22 protein-coding genes and 1 pseudogene are annotated in these 18,784 nt (G+C 71.8%); 12 read left to right on the top strand and 11 right to left on the bottom strand.

Annotated features, from left to right (window positions below; genetic code table 11):
- Positions 1-143: 143 nt before the first annotated feature.
- Both ACFWWU_RS07320 and ACFWWU_RS07325 read right to left on the bottom strand, forming a co-directional pair.
- A complete protein-coding gene (locus ACFWWU_RS07320; RefSeq protein ID WP_384140658.1) occupies positions 144-905 on the bottom strand; it encodes a maleylpyruvate isomerase family mycothiol-dependent enzyme in 762 nt (253 codons plus the stop codon).
- Positions 906-965: 60 nt separating this feature from the next.
- Entirely contained in the window at positions 966-2,201 is a 1,236-nt protein-coding gene (locus ACFWWU_RS07325) for an MFS transporter (RefSeq protein ID WP_384140231.1), read from the bottom strand.
- Positions 2,202-2,604: 403 nt separating this feature from the next.
- On the opposite strand from ACFWWU_RS07325, the gene ACFWWU_RS07330 reads away from it, so the two are divergent.
- From ACFWWU_RS07330 to ACFWWU_RS07340, 3 genes are all read left to right on the top strand, one after another.
- Positions 2,605-2,838, top strand: coding sequence for a hypothetical protein (locus tag ACFWWU_RS07330; RefSeq protein WP_384140233.1), 234 nt, complete (start codon positions 2,605-2,607; stop codon positions 2,836-2,838).
- 342 nt (positions 2,839-3,180) lie between these two features.
- Complete coding sequence (locus ACFWWU_RS07335) at positions 3,181-4,407, top strand: ROK family protein (protein ID WP_384140236.1); 1,227 nt, start codon at positions 3,181-3,183, stop codon at positions 4,405-4,407.
- A 236-nt stretch (positions 4,408-4,643) separates the two neighbouring features.
- On the top strand, positions 4,644-5,414 hold the full coding sequence (locus tag ACFWWU_RS07340; RefSeq protein ID WP_384140239.1) for a methyltransferase: 771 nt from the start codon (positions 4,644-4,646) through the stop codon (positions 5,412-5,414).
- 7 nt (positions 5,415-5,421) lie between these two features.
- Here the strand turns inward: ACFWWU_RS07340 and ACFWWU_RS07345 are convergent, their stop codons facing one another.
- Positions 5,422-5,997, bottom strand: a complete 576-nt coding sequence (locus ACFWWU_RS07345; RefSeq protein WP_384140661.1) for a DUF4865 family protein — start codon at positions 5,995-5,997, stop codon at positions 5,422-5,424.
- A 323-nt stretch (positions 5,998-6,320) separates the two neighbouring features.
- Complete coding sequence (locus ACFWWU_RS07350; protein WP_384140242.1) at positions 6,321-6,647, bottom strand: YdhR family protein; 327 nt, start codon at positions 6,645-6,647, stop codon at positions 6,321-6,323.
- A 198-nt stretch (positions 6,648-6,845) separates the two neighbouring features.
- Between ACFWWU_RS07350 and ACFWWU_RS07355 the strand changes: the two are divergent.
- The 3 genes and pseudogenes from ACFWWU_RS07355 (at position 6,846) to ACFWWU_RS07365 (ending at position 9,538) form a co-directional block, all read left to right on the top strand.
- A pseudogene (locus tag ACFWWU_RS07355) lies at positions 6,846-8,087 on the top strand (IS701 family transposase).
- A 104-nt stretch (positions 8,088-8,191) separates the two neighbouring features.
- Positions 8,192-9,148, top strand: a complete 957-nt coding sequence (locus tag ACFWWU_RS07360; RefSeq protein WP_384140245.1) for a hypothetical protein — start codon at positions 8,192-8,194, stop codon at positions 9,146-9,148.
- 15 nt (positions 9,149-9,163) lie between these two features.
- A complete protein-coding gene (locus ACFWWU_RS07365; RefSeq protein ID WP_384140248.1) occupies positions 9,164-9,538 on the top strand; it encodes a hypothetical protein in 375 nt (124 codons plus the stop codon).
- Between the two features lie 53 nt (positions 9,539-9,591).
- Here the strand turns inward: ACFWWU_RS07365 and ACFWWU_RS07370 are convergent, their stop codons facing one another.
- The gene (locus ACFWWU_RS07370) at positions 9,592-9,804 is read right to left on the bottom strand and encodes a hypothetical protein (RefSeq protein ID WP_384140251.1); all 213 of its coding nucleotides are present in this window, start codon (positions 9,802-9,804) and stop codon (positions 9,592-9,594) included.
- A 626-nt stretch (positions 9,805-10,430) separates the two neighbouring features.
- Between ACFWWU_RS07370 and ACFWWU_RS07375 the strand changes: the two genes are divergently transcribed.
- Positions 10,431-10,634 carry a hypothetical protein gene (locus ACFWWU_RS07375; RefSeq protein WP_384140253.1) on the top strand — a complete coding sequence of 68 codons (204 nt, stop codon included), beginning with the start codon at positions 10,431-10,433 and terminating at the stop codon, positions 10,632-10,634.
- 672 nt (positions 10,635-11,306) lie between these two features.
- On the opposite strand, the gene ACFWWU_RS07380 is transcribed toward ACFWWU_RS07375, so the two are convergent.
- Positions 11,307-11,891: a TetR/AcrR family transcriptional regulator gene (locus ACFWWU_RS07380; RefSeq protein ID WP_384140255.1), complete on the bottom strand. Its 585-nt coding sequence runs from the start codon at positions 11,889-11,891 to the stop codon at positions 11,307-11,309.
- A 169-nt stretch (positions 11,892-12,060) separates the two neighbouring features.
- Between ACFWWU_RS07380 and ACFWWU_RS07385 the strand changes: the two genes are divergently transcribed.
- The 3 genes from ACFWWU_RS07385 to ACFWWU_RS07395 are packed head-to-tail and all read left to right on the top strand — an operon-like array spanning position 12,061 to position 13,255.
- Complete coding sequence (locus tag ACFWWU_RS07385; RefSeq protein WP_384140257.1) at positions 12,061-12,348, top strand: SHOCT domain-containing protein; 288 nt, start codon at positions 12,061-12,063, stop codon at positions 12,346-12,348.
- A complete protein-coding gene (locus ACFWWU_RS07390; protein ID WP_384140260.1) occupies positions 12,345-12,605 on the top strand; it encodes a hypothetical protein in 261 nt (86 codons plus the stop codon). The genes ACFWWU_RS07385 and ACFWWU_RS07390 overlap by 4 nt, the downstream gene beginning before the upstream one ends.
- Positions 12,515-13,255 (top strand): ABC transporter ATP-binding protein, encoded by a 741-nt coding sequence (locus ACFWWU_RS07395; protein ID WP_384140664.1) that lies wholly within the window; start codon positions 12,515-12,517, stop codon positions 13,253-13,255. The genes ACFWWU_RS07390 and ACFWWU_RS07395 overlap by 91 nt, the downstream gene beginning before the upstream one ends.
- A 70-nt stretch (positions 13,256-13,325) precedes the next feature.
- Here the strand turns inward: ACFWWU_RS07395 and ACFWWU_RS07400 are convergent, their stop codons facing one another.
- Both ACFWWU_RS07400 and ACFWWU_RS07405 read right to left on the bottom strand, forming a co-directional pair.
- Positions 13,326-13,955: an ATP-binding protein gene (locus ACFWWU_RS07400; RefSeq protein ID WP_384140262.1), complete on the bottom strand. Its 630-nt coding sequence runs from the start codon at positions 13,953-13,955 to the stop codon at positions 13,326-13,328.
- A gap of 177 nt (positions 13,956-14,132) precedes the next feature.
- Entirely contained in the window at positions 14,133-14,438 is a 306-nt protein-coding gene (locus tag ACFWWU_RS07405) for a hypothetical protein (protein ID WP_384140265.1), read from the bottom strand.
- Between the two features lie 172 nt (positions 14,439-14,610).
- Here ACFWWU_RS07405 and ACFWWU_RS07410 point away from each other — a divergent pair, with 172 nt between their 5' ends.
- Positions 14,611-15,831: a PLP-dependent cysteine synthase family protein gene (locus ACFWWU_RS07410; RefSeq protein ID WP_384140268.1), complete on the top strand. Its 1,221-nt coding sequence runs from the start codon at positions 14,611-14,613 to the stop codon at positions 15,829-15,831.
- Here the strand turns inward: ACFWWU_RS07410 and ACFWWU_RS07415 are convergent.
- Positions 15,791-16,291 carry an SRPBCC family protein gene (locus ACFWWU_RS07415; RefSeq protein WP_384140271.1) on the bottom strand — a complete coding sequence of 167 codons (501 nt, stop codon included), beginning with the start codon at positions 16,289-16,291 and terminating at the stop codon, positions 15,791-15,793. The two genes, ACFWWU_RS07410 and ACFWWU_RS07415, sit on opposite strands and share 41 nt — an antisense overlap.
- 130 nt (positions 16,292-16,421) lie before the next feature.
- Between ACFWWU_RS07415 and bla the strand changes: the two genes are divergently transcribed.
- Positions 16,422-17,393: a class A beta-lactamase gene (gene bla, locus ACFWWU_RS07420; RefSeq protein WP_384140274.1), complete on the top strand. Its 972-nt coding sequence runs from the start codon at positions 16,422-16,424 to the stop codon at positions 17,391-17,393.
- Positions 17,394-17,422: 29 nt separating this feature from the next.
- Here bla and ACFWWU_RS07425 read toward each other — a convergent pair whose 3' ends face one another.
- Both ACFWWU_RS07425 and ACFWWU_RS07430 read right to left on the bottom strand, forming a co-directional pair.
- Positions 17,423-17,860, bottom strand: a complete 438-nt coding sequence (locus ACFWWU_RS07425; protein WP_384140277.1) for an SRPBCC family protein — start codon at positions 17,858-17,860, stop codon at positions 17,423-17,425.
- Entirely contained in the window at positions 17,857-18,684 is an 828-nt protein-coding gene (locus tag ACFWWU_RS07430; protein WP_384140280.1) for a DeoR/GlpR family DNA-binding transcription regulator, read from the bottom strand. Before ACFWWU_RS07430 ends, ACFWWU_RS07425 begins: the two co-directional genes overlap by 4 nt.
- Between the last annotated feature and the right edge of the window lie 100 nt (positions 18,685-18,784).

Below are 18,784 nucleotides of genomic sequence, written 5' to 3' on the forward strand. Positions count from 1 at the left end.
TGCGGGCTGGGCCTGCCCCCGGCCTTGGGTCCGGGCTCCCGCCCTCGTGTCAGGGCTCCCGCCCTGGGTCCGGGCTCCCGCCCTGGGTCCGGGTCCCCGCCCTGGGTCCGGGTCCCCGGCCCCGACGCGGCCCCGCTCTCAGCTCAGGTCACCGCCGAGTTCTCGCGCCACAGCCGGGCGAGCTCATCGTCCCCGGTCAGGGTCACGGCGTCGGCCGGCAGCCGGTTCCACAAGGTCAGGTACAGCCGCCCGGCCGTCCCGCTGAATTCCGCATCCGCCGCAGCCCCCGGCCCCGCCGCCGCGGCCTGGGTGCCCCGTTCCGTCCGGGGCGGTTCCGTGGCCGACAGGCGTACGGTCCAGACGTCGCCGGTGTCCGTGGCCCGCACCCGCAGGATCCGCGGCCCGGGCGTACGCACCCGGCTGCTGTCGCGGCCGTGGAAGCCGCACAGCAGCTCGTCGATCCCGTCGGCGGCCGACACCGGGTCAACCGTCCCCGGCCCGGTCGCGAGCGCCGACTCGGCGTCCGCGCGGTGGACGATCGTCTCGTGTGCCTGCCGCCGCGCCCAGAAGGCGAGCGGCGAGGGTGCGGGGAGGAAGGTCCAGCACTCCAGCGTCTCCGGCGCAGCGCGCAGCGCGGCGACCAGGCCCGCGTGGCCTTCCCGGTAGTACGCGAGCAACTCGTCGCCGTCGAGGGCGGGTTCGCCGCCGTCCGGGTGGTACGTGGTGTAGCCCTCGACCACGAAGGCCGTGGCCCAGCGGTGCACCATCGTCGTGTGCCGCAGGAGGTCCCGGACCCGCCACCCCGGGCAGGTCGGGACCTCCGTGTCCGGCCCGGCCTCGGCCGCCGCCTCCGCGAGCGCCCGCCCGGCCGTCTCCAGCGCCGTGATGTGCTCTGCGATCTTCATCGTGCCCCCGGTGATCGTTTCCATGGGGCGGATTCTCGCAGCCCGCGTGCGTGCGCGTGCTCAACTCGTGGGTCTGGCACTCGCGTTCCGCGCCCAGTAGCCCATCGCCGCGGCACCGGCGGCGAGGAGCGCGACGGTGGTGAGCGCCACCGGCAGGGAGAACCAGTCGGCGAGGAACCCGATGGTCGGCGGGCCGAGCAGCATGCCTCCGTAACCGAGGGTGGAGGCCGTCGCCACCCCGCCGGGTCCGGCGATCGCGCCGGCGCGGGCGACGGCGACGGGGAAGATGTTGGCGAGGCCGAGGCCGGTCACCGCGAAGCCGAGGAGGGTGGCCCAGACGGTCGGGGCGAGCGCGCCGAGGAGCATTCCGGCGGCGGCCACGGCCCCGCCCGCGACGAGGGTACGGGTCTGGCCGAGCCGTTCCAGGAGGAGCGTGCCGGAGAGCCGGCCGGCGGTCATGGTCAGGGCGAAGACCGAGTAGCCGGCGGCGGCCACGCCCGGGTGGGCGCCCAGGTCCTGTTCGAGGTGGAGCGCGCCCCAGTCGGCCAGTGCCCCTTCGCCGTACGCCGTGCAGAGCGCGATCACGCCGAAGACGAGGACCGTGCGGCGAGCCGCCCGCGAGGGCTTCCCGGCGTTCGGCGACTTCTCCGTCTCTCCCTGGAGGGATTCCGGTCGGCCGGGAGCGGTGTGGCGCAGGAGTACGGGCCCGGCGGCGGCCGTCAGCGCCAGGCCGGCGACCGTCAGGCCGAGGAGGTGGACGGCGGGGGACAGGCTTCCGGCGAGGAGCCCGCCGATGCCGGCGCCGAGCATGCCGCCGAGGCTGAACGCGGCGTGGAAGCTCGGCATCACCGGGCGGCGCAGGGCGGTCACCAGGTCCACGGCGGCGCTGTTCATGGCGACGTTGATCCCGCCGTACGCGGCGCCGAAGACCAGCAGGACGAGGCCGAGGGCCAGCGGGGACCGGGTGAGCGCCGGGAGGGCGACCGAGAGGGAGAGCAGGACGGCGGTGGCGACGGTGACGGCATGGCTGCCGAAGCGGCGGCAGAGGCGCCCGGTCAGCGTCATGGTCACGACGGCGCCCGCCGAGACGCCGAGGAGGGCGAGGCCGAGGTCGCCGGCCGAGGCGCCGGTCTGCTGCTTGACGGCGGGGATGCGGACCACCCAGCCGGCGAAGAGGAATCCGTCGAGGGCGAAGAAGAGGGTCAGGGCGATGCGGAGGCGGGACAGGGAGCGGGTGGCGGTGTTTTCGCCGAAGCCCCCCGATGCGGCCGTCCGTACTTTGTTTAGTAGCGGCACAAACTCAGGATAGGGGGATCCCCCGGCCGCAATCAAGCGCGCGGCGGGCGAACCCGAAGGTGACTCTTGATCATCGGGCACCGCCGGCCGATCGCTGGCGCTGCGAGATCGCCGACGGCCTCGTGACCGCCCGTGCCCTGAAGGCGGCGCCGATGAAGCCGCACCCTCCGCGCCGAACTGTGATGTCCACGGCCGTGGACGCTGTTCGGGTGACAAAGGCCAGGTCATCGTGGTGAGGGTGCTCCCCAACGGGCCACCGGAGAGCATCGTTTCTGCACCCGCGTGACCCATGGATCCGACTGCCCGGCATTGGAGTGAGACGTCGTGTCTCGCCTTTTCCGGAGGCGTTTGACCGGCAGACGAGCACTTCTGGCACGTCATTCCGAGATCTTGAGGAGTAGTCATGCGTTCTCTCGCCGCGTCTGTCCTGGCCGTGGGCATTCTGCTGGGCGGCGCCGGTGCCGCGCTTGCCAACGACGGAGTCGGGGCGGGGTACTTCTCCGCCGGTAGCGCGGGCTTCAGCTCGCACTGCGCGGTGACCGGCGTCCCGTCCGTGTACGGAACGATCTTCACTGGCTCGTGTTTCGAGAAGGGCTGGGAGAAGGGCCCGGAGGGCGCCTTCCTCGGCGCCCACTGACCTGACACCACCCCTGGCTCGGGCGAGGACGCAGCCCTCGCCCGAGCCGGCCCGCTCCGGAGGTGGGGCGATTCGGTGACGCACGGGACCGAGGGACGCGCAGAGCCCGTGTCCGGGACGTGAAGCGTGATGTGTGGCGCGGCGCGTAAGAAGAGCCCGCGCTCTCCAGGCCCGGTGCGCGCCGTGAATCATGCAGCTCCGCATACGGTCCCGGAGCGTCCCCCACGGCTGGACCGACGGGGTGCCCGCCCGACCGCCCAGCGGACACAGGCCCTGGCCAGCGGGTACCCCGCACCCCGTCCAGGGAACACCCCACGCCCCGATCATGGGAGACTCCACCCCATGAACGGCAAGGCGACGACGATCCGGACACGGCTGGACAGGGGGCGCAACGCGCTCGGCCCCGCGCTGGAGCTGGTGCACACCGGAAGGGCGCCGACCCGAGCCGTCCTCACCGCCGAGCTCGGCGTCACGCGGGCCACCGCCGGTGCGGTCGCCGCCGAGCTCGAGGCCCTCGGTCTCATCCGCGTCGACTCCAACCCCGGTGCCGCCGCGGGCTCCCAGGGGCGTCCCTCCCATCGGCTCGCCGTCGACGAGAAGGGCCCCGTCGCCCTCGCCGCCCAGGTCCACGCGGACGGCTTCCGGGCCGCGCTCGTCGGTCTCGGCGGCACCATCGTCGCCACGGCCCCCGGCTGTGTCACCGTCTCCGCCGACCCGGCCCAGGTCCTCGGCGCCGTCGTCGACGCGGGAGCCGCGCTGCTCCGGGAGAGCGGCCGCCGCTGCGTCGGCGCCGGACTCGCCGCGCCCTCCGCCGTGGCCGAGCCCGAGGGCACGGCACTCAACCCGCTCCACCTCGCCTGGCCCGCCGGTGCGCCGGTCCGGGAGATCTTCGCCGAGCGGGTGCGGGCCGCCGGAATCGAGGGGCCGGCCTTCACCGGCAACGACGTCAACCTCGCCGCCCTCGCCGAGCACCGCCACGGCGCCGGGCGCGGCGCCCGTGACCTCCTCTGTGTCGCCACCGGCCACCGGGGTGTAGGCGGCGCGCTCGTCCTCGACGGGCGCCTGCACACGGGCAGTGCGGGCCTCGCCCTGGAAGTCGGTCACCTGACGGTCAATCCGGAAGGGCGCCCCTGCCACTGCGGCAGCCGTGGTTGCCTCGACGTCGAGACCGACCCGCTCGCCTTCCTCACGGTCGCCGGCCGGGATCCCGGTCCCGAGGTCTCCCTGCTCCAGCAGGCCCGTGACCTGCTGCGGACCAGTCGCGACGACCCGGGCGTCCGGGTGGCCGTCGGGGAGCTGATCGACCGCCTCGGTCTCGGTCTCGCGGGTCTGGTGAACATCCTCAACCCGGACCGGATCATCCTCGGCGGACTCCACCGCGAGCTCCTCGACGCCGACCCCGAGCGCCTCCGCGCGGTCGTCGCCGACCGCAGCCTCTGGGGCCGCAGCGGCGGTGTCCCGATCCTGCCCTGCACCCTGGACCACAACAGCCTGGTGGGGGCCGCCGAGCTGGCCTGGCAGCCGGTGCTCGACGATCCGCTGGCCGCGCTCGGCCGGGACTCAGCCTGAACGTCCCCCGCGACCGGACCGGCCCGAGCCATGGCGGGGAGGACGGAGGACGGAGGACGCGGTGACGCCGAGTTCTTCGAGGGCGTCGATGGCGGGTTCGTCGTGGAAGATCGCCGACATCAGGGGGCTGCCGGCCGGACGGGCGGATGCGGGGCGCGTGGAATGTGACGTATCCCGTGCCGTGTCGGCCAAAAATCGATGGGCGGAGGAGGGCGTACGACGTAGCGTTCCACCTCATGATCACTTCCGATTCCAGTCTTCCGCCGCGCCTCGGCAGCCTCACCTTCCACGGGCCCCTCTCCGAGGCCCGCGCCACCCGCATGATCGAACGGCTCGCCGCCGAACGGCCCGCGGATGTCCTCGACATCGGCTGTGGCTGGGGCGAGCTGCTCCTCCGCGTCCTGGAGAACGCCCCGGGCGCCAAGGGGATCGGGATCGACATCAACGCCGAGGACCTGGCCCGCGGCCGGGCGCTCGCCGAGGAGCGCGGTCTCGCCGACCGCGTGCTCTTCGTCGAGGAGTCGGCCCTCGGCACCGACCGGGGCCCCGTCGACGCGATCCTCTGCCTCGGGTCGAGTCAGGCGCTCTGCGACCCCGAGCAGTCGCACGACCCCGCTGTCGCTCTCCGCGAACTGCGCCGGCTCGTCCGGCCCGGCGGTCGGGTCGTGCTCGGCGAGGGCTTCTGGGAGCGCACGCCGACGGAGGAGGAGCTGGCCGGGATGTGGCCCGGCGCGCACACCGGTGACCACCTCTCCCTCGGCGCCCTCGTGGACGTCGCGATCGAGGCGGGCTTCCGACCCGCGTGGATCGAGACGGCGAGCGCCGAGGAATGGGAGGAGTTCGAGTCCGGCTACCGGTACGACACCGAGGTCTGGCTCGCCGCCCACCCCGATCACCCGCTCGCCACCGAGACCCGCGAGCGCGTCGACCGCCAGCGGTCGAGCTGGCTCAACGGCTACCGGCGGGCCCTCGGCATCACGTACCTCACCCTCGTCGCCGTGGCCTGAGGCCGCGTCACCACCGGCGCCGTCCGGCCCCCAGTACTCCGCGACCGGGGGCCGAGAGATGCAGGACCCGGAAGCACTCGCCCTCGCCGGCGCGCGCTTCTCGATCGGTCGACGGCCCGTCGGCCCACAGGGTGAACGTGAGCAGCTCCCAGTGGCGGGGATCCACGGCCAGGGCCGAGGCGACCACACGGTCCCGGCGCGCCTCCCGCGCGTGCCGGGCCACCGCCTCCGCCACCGCCTCGCCCGGCGGCACCGCCTCACCGAGCGGGATCCTGCGTCGCGTCGCGGTACGGGGAGCCGACGCGGCCGCCGGCCCCTCCTCGTACGACAGGCCCGTCCAGTGCTGCACCACCGGCCGGCCGAAGTCGTTCACGATGCCCTGGAAGCCGGGCCCCCAGAGGAAGGAGTTCATGCCCTCGGGGGTGGCCCAGAGGTAGAACGGCGCGTACTGATTGACCGGCGATCCGGCCGCCCGCTCCCGGATCAGATAGGCCTTCAGCCCGAGCCCCGGGAAGGCGTCCAGCAGATGGCCCCTCGTCGCGACCCGCTCGCGGATGATCCCCATGTCGTAGTCGGCGGGCAGGGCTGCATGGGCACCCTTGCATGTAGTCTCACCGCCAGGCAGGGGAGCAGATGCAGCAGATCGATCTGTATTTGCGCAAGTCAGCCATCACACGTCAGCGGGAGCGGGCGCTGACATTCCGAGCCCAAGAAGAGCGAGGACGTCGCTGGGCTTCGGACAACGGTTACGTGGTTCGTAAGGTCTGGGCAGACAACCTGAGCGCGTACACGGACACGGTTAGTACTCCAGCCGTAGATCGTGATCTTCACGGTTGTTGCGCTGCTTGGCGCTGGTAGCGGCTGGCACGGGCTCGGTCTGATGCCCTCGCGCCAGTCGTCGGCGGGTCACGCCGCCGGGTGGCCGGACTCGGCTAAGGGCCCCCGGTCGGGCCGCAGCGAATAGAGCACCTCGTACACCTCGCGACGGACCTCGACCGCTTCGTACGCGGCAGGGATGGTGCGGGCAAGCTCGGTCTCCCGGAACGCGTCGAGCGCCTCCTGGCTCTCGAAGAAGTAGATGCCGCACACGTCGCCGGTCGCGCTGTCGCGGCCGTAGACCTTCTGCAGGAGACCGGGTACGTCACGGAAGCGGGGCCGCCGCTCCAGCAGGCGCCGCTCGAACTCCTGCGCATCGAGTCCGGATGTGATCCGGACGAAGAGGATAGCGGGCATGGAGTCACCTCCGACCTTGAGATGCCCCTGATTCGAGTCTAGCCAGTAGCGGCACTGCGTGACTTCGCTGGTCAGGGCCTGTGCCGACACAGGTGCGGCCACCGTTGATCATCGTGAGTTGTGTGGACTGACGAAGAGACGGTGGCCGCAGGTCACAGCATAGATCCCGCCCGCTGGCAGGACGCGTTCGAGGGCCTGATGGGCCGGATCGCGGGGCGGTTCACGCGGGTCGAGCCCCGGCGCCGGGTGAGGTTGTTGGTGCTCGGTCTGCTGTCTGACCTGCCGCGCAAGAACTGCTGGACGATCGCCGAGTGGGCCGGCGATGCGACTCCGGACGGGATGCAGCACCTGCTGGGCCGGGCCAAGTGGGACGCCGACCTGGTGCGCGACGAGGTCCGCGAGTACGTAGTGGAGCATCTGCGCGACGACCAAGCGGTGCTGGTGGTCGACGAGACCGGGGACGTGAAGAAGGGCACCCACACGGTCGGTGTCCAGCGCCAGTACACCGGCACGGCGGGCAGGATCGAGAACTCGCAGGTCGCTGTCCACCTCGTCTACGCAGGGCGGCGCGGTCACGCCGCGGTGGACCGGGAGTTGTACGTGCCGCGCTCGTGGACCGACCAGCCCGACCGCTGCCAGGCCGCCGGGCTCGGCGGGGAGACCGTGTTCGCCACCAAGCCGGAGCTGGCCGCCCGCATGATCGGCCGGTTCCTGGACGCGGCCCACCAAGCCCCGTGGGTCGCCGGCGACGAGGTCTACGGCGGCAATCCGACGCTGCGGGGCGCACTGGAGGAGCGCGGCTGCGGCTGCGGCTACGTCCTGGCCGTCGCCCGCACCCACGAAGTCACCACCTAGGCAGGGAAGTTCCGCGCGGACGCCCTGGCCAAGAAGCTGCCGAAGAGGGCCTGGCAGAAACTGTCCGCCGGGACCGGGGCGAAGGGACACCGCTTCTACGACTGGGCCGTCATCGACCTCGTCCACCCCGGCCCCGGCAGCTACCAGCTGCTGATCCGCCGCAACCGCGGCACGGGTGAACTCGCCTTCTACCGCTGCTACTCGACCACCCCCGTGCCGCTGCCCACGCTGGTGAGAGTCGCGGGGTCACGGTGGCGGGTGGAGGAGTTCTTCCAGTCCGGCAAGGGCTTGGCCGGACTGGCCGAGCACCAGGTCCGCCGCTTCGCTTCCTGGTCCCGCTGGGTCACCCTCGCCATGCTCGCCCACGCCTTCCTCGCAGTCGTCCGAGCCGACGAGCACACCCGGCAACCCGGACCGGCCGACCTGATACCGCTCACCTGCCACGAGATCCAGCGCCTGTTCACCACGCTCGTCATCCGGCCCGTCCGCGACGCGGCCCACCAGCTCGACTGGTCCTGCTGGCGACGTCGCCACCAAGCCCGCGCCCAGGCCAGCCACTATCGACGGCAAGCCGGTCAGACGTGAAGATCACGATCTACGGCTGGAGAATTAGGCGCCCGCACAGACCCCTTCCTGAGCCCCTGCCGACCGGTGGGGGCTCAGTCATTTCCAACGAGAGGTAACCGAACATGGCAGTAACCAACCCGGAGTTGGCGGCAGCGCTGGCGACCGTTCCGGAGATCAAGCGCACGGACGACGTATTCGAGGCTGCCAAGCGACGTCTCGCGCGGCACGGTGCCGGCGAGGAGCCCCACCGTGCACGAGACCGCGTGATCGACGAGGCGGTCCAGTCGTTCGCGGCTACCGGTCGATGGCCATCTGACATTGGCGAGCGAGCGGCGACGGCCTACGCGGACGGGATGTCGTGGGAAGCGGAGCGACTCGCGCTGAAGCACGCCGTCGAGTTCACGGAGGACCGTGCAACCGATGCGTTCGAGAGCCTCGCACCCGACGCTCTCGCGCACCTTGCGGGGCGCCTGGCTGACGTCCTGAGCGAGGCTCTCGCGGCCTCCGAAAAGCTCAGCGGAGCCAGGAACGCGGAGGAGGCCATCAAAGCCGGAGGCGACGCCGTAGAGGCGTGGGGACGGCTTCAGGCGTGCGTCTCTGACGTCGCCAACGTGCGTGCGGCGCAATGGGCGTTGCTGACGCCGAAGCTGCGGCGTGGAGAACTGCCAGGAAGCAACGAGGCGCGCAATCTAGCCACGCGTTGGCGCACAGCCGGCCACGGTGAAGCGCGGGGAGCCCGAGCCGACGACGTGCCGGAGTACGTGCGGAACGCCGCGCGCTCCAAGACCTACTCCGTTGCTTCGGTGCTCTGGCTTGCTGAGAGCGGCGCCGCCTACGTCCCGGGGTCGTTCGAGGAACTGGCGGAAGAGGTCGAAGCCGCCACGCCGGCGCCCATCGTCTACGACGACCACGGCCCGGTGACGCTTCGGGTGACCGAGACGCCTATCCCCACGCCGAAGGCGCCGGATGTCTACCCGCACTCCACGACGCCGCACCTGAACCACAGCGATCCCGCCCCCGACAAGCCCAAAGCCAACGCAACTCCGGGGGACTCGACGGCGCCTGTCTGGCGCTATTAGAAGAGAGGTATCGAGATGGAACCCGAGCAGAACCCGCAGACGCCCCACCCCGCAGAGCTGGAGCTTGCCAAGCTCCGCGCCGGTCTCGCTGCTGGCCTGACGCCCGAGCAGAGCGAGCGACTCCGCGGGGCGACGGCGGACGAGCTGACGGCCGATGCGCAGGCGTTCGCCGCTGAGCTCAGCGCAGCGAACCCGACGCCGCCCGCGCCTCGTTCCGGTGGCAACCAGGGACCCGACGTCGGCAGCAACCGAGGAGGTGTCAGCGCTGGCGCCGCCCTCTACCGCGAGCGCAACGGGCTTGACGAGGACGGCCGGCGTCCCGAGAAGAAGACGGTCCCGACCGCCAACCGCAATCCGTTTGTGGAGAACGGCTACTCCATGGAGCGCTGAGGGACTCCATGCGTCGGAGGGGCAACCCGACTGGGTCGCCCCTCTCGAAGACGTTAGTTGCGCTTGAGGTACTGGAGCACGATGAGGCCCGCACCAGTAACCGCGAGGCACGCGGTTCCGGCCTTGGTGAGGCCATCAAGAGCAGTGCCACCGAGTTCGGTGACGACGATAAAAGACAGAAGGCCCGCCACCACACCGACGAGCATCACGATGATGATGTCGCGAACCGGGTGCGCGCAGATAGTGGTGGTGCCGCTGGACGTCACGCTGTTTCCTCCCGAGTGTCACTGACGCGTATTGCATGGAGACACACCTCACCTAGGGGTGAAGTCTCCAGCTAGGAGCCGACGTGGCAGCTCCTGGGCCTGCGCCATTGCGGCGAGGCCAAATACAGTCAGTTCGTCCTTTCGGGAAGGGTTGCGCGTGCGAAGGTTTCCAGCCGATACACGCGCCGCCCAACGTACAGGAAGAGCAACGATGCTGCAAGGAAGGCTAGTTCAACAGGGCCACCCGGTGACCCCCTGCCGGTCACCCTCAAGACCGTAGAGGTGCTAGTCCTCTCTGTCTGTACGGGTCTGGGGGATGCCGCCACGGTGTCCACAGGAGCCCCGTAGGGGCCGCCTAGGCCCGTCAGGGGCCCGCGCGCGGGCCGGACAGGGTGGATCGCGCCCAGCGAGCGAGCTAGATCTAGGCAGGAGCGCCCTCTCTGGCTTGACGAAAACCGCAGGTCAGAAGCCCAGAAGTGTTCCAAAGGTGCAGTAACCAACTAATCCCCGAAGGGCTCGTAGCCATAACGCTGCGGGCCCTTCGAGGTTTCCAGACTCTTGAGAGGTACCGATGCCCGCTGACCCGAACGAGCCGTGTGCACGCGACGGCTGCAACCTTCCTGCCCATGCTGACGATGGTCGGCGACGTGCTGTTGCCGACGGCGCATTGCAGTCACACCTGTGCTGACTTCCTGTGGCTGGAGCGCACCCTCGCTACCGCCCCGGTTACGGCGGACACGCCTGTAGCGAAGGCAGGCATGGAGAAATTGCGTGCGGCACTCGACGCGCGGCGTGAACCCACCGACATCGGCCCGTTGGTGGAGTTCTGATGGCGTCAGACCTGGACATCGTCGGTAGTGCCGGCGTCGACGTTCTGCCGATCGCGCCCAACTTCCACCGGAAGCTGGGCGCATAGTCCTTCCTGCCGCGGACCGGGTCGGACAGGAAGCGGGTCGCATCCTCGGCGATCGCATGGCTGACGCCATCGTGCGTCAGGTAGGTACCGCACTCCCGCAAGCGATACAGACCGGTGGTCAGGCGGCTCAGCGCGCTGCGGCTCGACAGGGCAGCGACACAGGCGGCGCCTTCGCGCGCTCCCTGAAGACGAAGCTGACGGCAGCATTTCAGGCCATGCCGCGCCTGGACGTCCGCCTCTCCGACACGGGAGTGGACGCTGAACTCGCCCGTCTTCGCGCCCGCATGGAAACTCTGTCCGGCAAGCGCATCGGCATCGACGTGGATGCGACGGCCGCGGAAGCGGAGATCCGGTCAATCGACGCCGAACTCCAGCGTCTCGGCGCGTCGCATCCGAGCGTGGCAGTCCGGGCAGACACAGCGACAGCACGCGCGGCCCTCTTCCCCCGTGGAGGATGGCCGGGGAGTCGTCGTTTCCGCAGGTCAACGGCCGTGATAACGTCTATGCAAGGGTGCCCCGTTGGCTAGAGTGATCTCGTACTGCATCGCGTGCACGGAACGGCCTCCGGTGATCTCGAACCGGGGGATCAGGTAGCGGCGAGCAGCGTCAGCAGCCCGCGCACGGCGCTGTCGAACGGCGCCCGGGAGCCCGTGGCACGGGCCAGTACGTAGCCGCCCTGCACGGTCGCCACGACCGTCGCCGCGATCTCCTCGGGGATGAGGGAGTTTCTCAACTCACCGCTGTCCAGCCCCTCCTGGACCACCTCGGCGAGTCTGCCGCGCAGCCGGCCGAGCACTTCCTCGACGGGGGCGCGCAGCTCCGGATGCGCGATCACCTCCGGGTCCATGGTCAGCCGCCCCACCGGGCAGCCGCGCAGGACCTCGCGCTCGCGCAGCAGGTACGCCTCGATCCGGGCGTACGCCGAACCCCCGCCGCCCAGCACGGCCTCGGCCGCCGCGCCCATCTCGTCGGCCGTGCGCCGGATCGCCGCGAGCGCCAGGTCCGGCTTCCCGGCGAAGTGGTGGTACATGCTGCCCTGGCCCGCGCCCGCCGCCTGCTGGACGGCCTTGGGGCTGGTGCCCACGTAGCCGCGCTCCCAGAGCAGTTCGCGGGTGGCTTCGACGAGCCGCTCGGAGGTGGTCTTCGGGGTGCTCATGACCGCACTGTACATACCAGTAGGTACAGAACGGAAGGTCCGACGGGAGGCCCCCGCACCCGCCCGCCGTACTCCCGCTGTCGTACGCGCGAAGCCGCTGCCCGTAGGACGCCCCGGACCCCCTCCCGGGGCGAGTCTCGAACCACGGACACATCCCCACAGCGCACCGAGGAGCTGAACCCTCATGAACACACTCGCCCACGCGGGCCCCGGCCCGTGGATCCTCCTCTTCCCCCTGGTCTGGGCCGTCGTCATCGCCGGGATCGTCACCGTCGCCCGCCGCGCCGGATGGCGCCCGGGACGCGGCGGCCGCCCCTACCGCGACGGCGGGCCGGACGAGCACTCGCCGATCGCCCTGCTCGGCCACCGGTTCGCCGCAGGCGAGATCGACGAGGACGAGTACTGGCGGCGCCTCACCGTCCTGGAGGAGCAGTTCGGCCGCGCCGCGACCACCAAGGGCCGTCGGGCATGACCACCGCCACCCACACCCCCGCCGACGCGGCCCGGGTCCCGGACGCCGTCAAGGTCTACGGGCGCGGCGACACCGAGGTCAGGGCCCTCGACGGGGTGAGCGTCGACTTCCCGGCCGGCCGGTTCACCGTCGTCGTAGGCCCCTCGGGCTCGGGTAGCCCACCCTCCTGCACTGCGTCGCCGGGCTCGACACCCTCACCTCCGACGCCGCGTTCGTCGGCGACACCGACCTCTCCACGCTCGACGACCGCCGCCTGACGCTCCTGCGCCGCGACCGCGTCGGCTTCGTCTTCCAGGCCTTCAACCTGCTGCCGACCCTGACCGTCGTGGCGAACATCACCCTCCCGCTCGACCTCCGCCGGGAGGACCCCCTGACCGGGCCCGGTTCGACCGGCTCGTCGACACCGTCGGCCTGCGGGACCGCCTGCACCACCGGCCGGGCGAACTCTCCGGCGGTCAGCAGCTGGGGGTCCCCCACGCCCGCGGGGCGTAGGAGGAGCGTGGCCGTCGCCCGTGCCTTCGTCGGCGACCCGGACGTCGTCTTCGCCGACGAACCCGCCGGGAACCTCGACTCGCGCTCCGGCGAGGAAGTCCTGCGGCTGCTCGGCCGGACCGTGCGGGAGACCGGCCGTACGGTCGTCATGGTCACCCACGACCCGGTCGCCGCCGCCCACGCCGACGAGGTGGTCCTCCTCGCGGACGGGCGGCTCGTCGACCGGATGGCCGCGCCGACGGCCGACCGCGTCCTCGACCGCATGAAGGCCTTCCAGACCGACACCAGCCGGCCCTCGGCCACGATCCGAGGAGCCGACACCGGCCGGCCTTCGGTCGCCGGGGTCGCGGCGGCCTGGCGACCGGCCCGCCGGGCCGGGCGCCTGGAGATCCTCCGGGCCATCGCCGCGGAGTGAGGACACCGGAGGGCCCGGCCGCCCCGGAGGACCGGCTGGACAGCCCTGGCCCCTGTCCGGCGGATCACCCCTAGAGGGCCACCGCGGGCGCGCGCGTCGGATCGGCTGCGGGGACGGTGAGCGGATCGCCGGAGAGCGGATCGGTGGTGAGCGGATCGGCGGGGATGCTGAGCGGGACGCCGGGGAGCCGGTCGTACCGCGGGAAGGAACTCGCGGGCAGGACGTCCCGCACGGCGACCCGGCACACGTCCACCGGGACCGGGGGAGCCGGGGCCGCGAGCGTGAACCACACGACCTTCCCGTCGGCGCCGCACGGGCGGACGCCCCAACTCTCGCTGACCGCGCCGATGATGGCGAGGCCACGGCCGGACGTGGCGAGCGCCTCGAGCGCGTCGAGTCCGTCGCCGTCGATGTCACCGTCGACGAGGGTGCCGGCCTCCGGTATGCGGGGGTCGTGGTCCCTGACCGAGACCGTGAGCCGGTCGAGCAGCAGCTCGATCTCGACCGTGCAGCGCTTGTCCGGCTGCGCGTGTCGATGGACATTGGTCAGAAGCTCGGTGACACCGAGCGCGGCATGGTCGATCAAAGCGTCGAGATGCCAGTGGCGCAGATGCGCGGAGACGATTCTGCGGACCTGTCCGATCCGCGACGGCAGGGCGTGGAGCTCCACCGCGTAATACCTGCTCGGCTCGCTGATCACGGCTGCGACTCCCCGAAGTAGTCCGGAAGAAGACGAAGATTCGGATCTCTCATGCGGTACAGCGGTACGGCGGGGTGGCGACCCAAGCACAACGTCACCACCTGTGAACCCTCGGTGAGGTGGTTCCAGCGTGAACCAGGGGTGACCGGGCCGCAACTTGCCGCGAGCCGTGGCAGGTCAGCGCCCCGCAGCCCGCCTCAGCGCCGCGAGAAAGCTCCCTGACTCCTCGGTCCCGTCGCCGTCCCCGTGGTGCAGGGTCAGCCGGTACCGGGTCCCGTTCACCGTCGCCACCGTCTCGTCGGCCTTGGCGAACCACGGCCGCCCGGCGCGTACGGCGGTCACCGGCGCGCTGTCGATCTCGCTGCCGTAGCTCGTGAGCAGCGCGAGCCGGCCGTCCTCGATCCGTACCTCTCCCGCGCGCGTCAAGGCGCGCGGCCAGCGTGCGATCCGTACGCCCCGCGCACTGAACTCGGGTTCCGCCATGCCGGTCCACCCCTTTCACCCGGTTGCCCCACCAGTGTGCCGGGCGGCCCGTGACCGCACCAGTAGCCCCGCCACAAGGGATGCCTATGGGACATCAAAGGGAACGTTTGCCCAGGTGGGAGGGGTATTGTCAACATCGGGAAGCAGGGGCAGCAAGCGAGGAGTGGGACGGATGAGCACCACGGAGAACAGCGCGACCGCGGCGCCGACGACCGCGGCGCCGGCCACCGCGGCGCCGGCCACCGCGGCGCCGGCCACCGCGGCGCCGGCCACCACGGCACCGGGGACCACCGCACCGCCGACCCTCGACGTCGACCACAGCGATCCGGCGTACCGGGCCTGGCTGAAGGAGGCCGTCCGCAAGGTCCAGGCCGACGCCAACCGCTCCGCCGACACCCACCTCCTGCGCTTCCCGCTCCCCGAGAAGTGGGGCATCGACCTCTACCTCAAGGACGAGTCGACCCACCCCACCGGCAGCCTCAAGCACCGGCTCGCCCGCTCCCTCTTCCTCTACGGGCTCTGCAACGGCTGGATCCGGCCGGGCAAGCCCGTCATCGAGGCCTCCAGCGGTTCGACCGCCGTCTCCGAGGCGTACTTCGCGAAGCTCGTCGGCGTCCCCTTCATCGCGGTCATGCCCCGCACGACCAGCCCCGAGAAGTGCCGGCTCATCGAGTTCCACGGCGGGGAGTGTCACTTCGTCGACGACTCGCGAACGATGTACGAGGAGTCCGCTGCCCTCGCCGCGCGCACCGGCGGCCACTACATGGACCAGTTCACCTACGCCGAGCGGGCCACCGACTGGCGCGGTAACAACAACATCGCCGAATCGATCTACCAGCAGCTGACGTTGGAGCGCTACCCGGAGCCCGCCTGGATCGTGGCCACCGCGGGCACCGGCGGCACCTCGGCCACCATCGCCCGGTACGTCCACTACATGCAGCACGACACCCGGATCTGTGTGGCCGACCCGGAGAACTCCTGCTTCTTCGACGGGTGGACGCACAACGACCCCGACGCGACCGCCGACTGCGGCTCGCGCATCGAGGGCATCGGCCGCCCCCGCATGGAGCCGAGCTTCGTCCCCGGCGCGATCGACCGCATGATGAAGGTCCCCGACGCCGCGAGCGTCGCAGCCGTCCGTGCCCTGGAGACGGCCATAGGGCGCAAGGCGGGCGGCTCCACCGGCACCGGCCTCTGGAGCGCCTTCAAGATCGTGGCCGAGATGGTCGAGCAGGAGCGCACCGGCAGCATCGTCACGTTGATCTGCGACCCGGGCGAGCGCTACCTCGACAAGTACTACTCCGACGACTGGCTGGCCGCCCAGGGCCTGGACATCACGCCGTACAGCGCCGCTATCGAGCGGTTCCTGGCGACGGGGGCCTGGCCGGAGTGAGCCGCCGGTCCAGGCGGCGCGCCGCGTCCCGGAAGGACAGCCCGACGCCGGGGCGGGCGAGGAGGAGCGCGAGGCGGAACGGAGCCGCGCCGTCGGCGGCCATCGTCCATCGCAGGCGCGTGCCCTTCCCGGCGGGGGAGAGGGACCACTCCTCCGCGAGTGCCGTGACGCCGGGGGCGTTCGTCAGGTCCACCCGGTAGCCGTACCGGACGTCGGGCTCGGCGGCGAGGATCGTCTCCTCGAAGACTATTCCGCCCCGCAGCCGTATGGTCCGGCCCGCCCCGTCCCCCGTCGGGACGGCGGAGGTGACGGCGGTGAACCACGAGGGCATACTGCCCACTTCCACGGCCACCGACCGGTAGACGGCCGATGGTGGTGCGGCCAGGGTCGCCGTGTAGACGAGTCGGACGGGCGCGTGTGCGGTGAAGTCGAGCTCCACCGGCCTCAGTCGGCGTGCCATGGACCGAACCTCCCCAGGACGGACGCGGAAGTGAACCCTAGCTGACGGCATGTCAATGGCACAGGGTGCCAACGGCCGCCGCGCATGATGGACTGCACAAGGATCTCGCCGGACCGGAAGGGGAACCACCTTGTCCACCACAGCGCCACGCCCGTCCCGCCGCACCGCGCTCGCACTCGGCGCCGGCACCGCGCTCGCCGCCGTCCTCCCACTCGGGGGGACGGCCAGCGCCTCCACGGCCAGCGCCTCCACGGCCCGCACTTCGACGGCCCGGGCTTCGACGGCCCGAGGCGGCCGGGACCGCCTCGCCACCCGGCTGCGGGAACTGGAGGGCGAACACGCCGCCCGGCTGGGCGTGTTCGCGCACGACGTCCGCACCGGCCGGACGCTGGCGTACCGCGCCGACGAACGCTTCCCGATGTGCTCGCTGTTCAAGACCCTCGCCGCCGCGGCCGTCCTGCGCGACCTCGACCACGACGGCACCTTCCTGGCGAAGCGCATCCGCTACACGGAGGCGCTGGTCAGGCGGTCGGGCTTCTCACCGAGGACCGGGCTGCCGGAGAACCTCGCCGACGGGATGACCGTCGCCGGGTTCTGCGACGCGACCCTGCGCTACAGCGACAACGCCGCCGCGAATCTGCTCCTGCGCGAACTGGGCGGGCCGGCGGCCGTCACCCGGTTCGCCCGGTCGATCGGGGACGACGTCACCCGTCTTGACCGCTGGGAGCCGGAGTTGAACTCCGCCGAGCCGTGGCGCCGCACCGACGTCACCACCCCGCGTGCCATCGGCCGCACTTACGGGCGCCTCGTCCTCGGCGACGCCCTGACGCCCCGGGACCGCGATCGGCTGACCGGCTGGATGCTCGCCAACACCACCAGCGGCGAACGGTTCCGCAAGGGACTGCCCGCCGACTGGATCCTCGCCGACAAGACAGGCGGCGGGCGGTACGGCGGCAACAACGACGCGGGCGTTGCCTGGCCGCCGACCGGCGGCCCGGTCCTGCTGGCCGTCCTGACGGCCAAGCCCGAGGAGGACGCGGCGGCCGACAACCCGCTCGTGGCCAGGGCGGCGGCCCTGGTGGCGGCGGAACTCCGCCCGTAGGGCGCGACGCCCGTAGGGCGCGACGCCCGTCAGCGGCGGAGCAAGCCGTCCACGGCCCGGCCGAACAGGACCCGCCCGGCACGCGCCAGGACCGGGTCGAAGGCGCGCGGGAGTCCTCGTACCGCGAGCTCCTCCGTCCACCGCACCCGGCAGCCGCCGTCCGGGGCCACCGACACCGCGACCTCCGCCCAACCCCGCACGACCCGACCGGACTTCTCCAGGCGGCACACGCCCGGCCGGCCGGCCTCCGGCGGCTCCCAGCGCACGACCCGCATCGGGTCGTCGAAGGCCAGCCGGCCGATCCCGGTCCGGGCCGTGAACCGCGTCCCCGCCCCGTTCAGCCCCGGCGTGAGGACCCTCGTCCGGGTCAGCGGCACCTGGCGGCCGTGGGCCGGCCAGTCCGTCAGCCGCCGCCACGCCTCGTCCGGTGCCAGCGGTACGGTCCGCTCGACCCGGAACAGGGTCACGCCGGTTCCTCGCCCGCCACCACGAGCCCCGGCAGGTGCTCGGCCACCTCGCCGCGTACCCCCTCGCCCAGGCCGCGGTCCGTCACCCAGGTGTCGACCTCACCCAGGTCGGCGAAGGAACTCAGGCCCACCGTCCCCCACTTGGTGTGGTCGGCGACCACCACCACCCGGCGCGCCGACCGCATCAGACAGCGGTTCGTCTCCGCCTCCGCGAGGTTCGGCGTCGACAGGCCGGCCTCGACCGAGATGCCGTGCACCCCGAGGAACAGCAGGTCGAAGTGGAGCGAGCGGACCGCCCGGTCCGCCACCGCCCCGACCAGCGCGTCGGACGGCGTGCGTACCCCGCCCGTGAGGACGACGGTCGCCGCCCCGCGGCGCACCTCGCCCCCACCGCCGGCCAGTTGCGCCTCGTGGAACACGTCCGCGACCCGCACCGAGTTGGTCACCACCGTCAGATCCGGGACGTCGAGCAGATGCCGGGCCAGCGCGTACGTCGTCGTCCCGCCGGACAGGGCGATCGCCGTGCCCGGCGCGACCAGGGCCGCCGCGGCCCGCGCGATCTCGTCCTTGGCGCTCGGTTCGAGCACCGACTTGGCTTCAAAGCCCGGCTCATGGGTGCTCGCCTCGACCACCGGCACGGCCCCGCCGTGCACCTTCGCCAGCATGCCCTGCCGGGCGAGGGCGTCCAGGTCGCGGCGGATCGTCATGTCCGAGACGTTCAGCCGACGGGTCAGCTCGTTGACCCGTACACCGCCGCGCCGCCGGACCTCGTCGAGGATCAGGGCGCGCCGCTGCTCCGCGAGGAGGTTCTGGTTGTCAGTCACCGCCGGGGCCGGTCCTTCCGCAGGGGACGAGGGGATCAGTGTCGGATTCGGTGAGAGACCGTGCGCGGTCGCACGGCCGTCCGCGATCCTGTTTCCGACG

It is taken from the genome of Streptomyces sp. NPDC058650 (genome assembly GCF_042717315.1).
Taxonomy (GTDB): domain Bacteria; phylum Actinomycetota; class Actinomycetes; order Streptomycetales; family Streptomycetaceae; genus Streptomyces.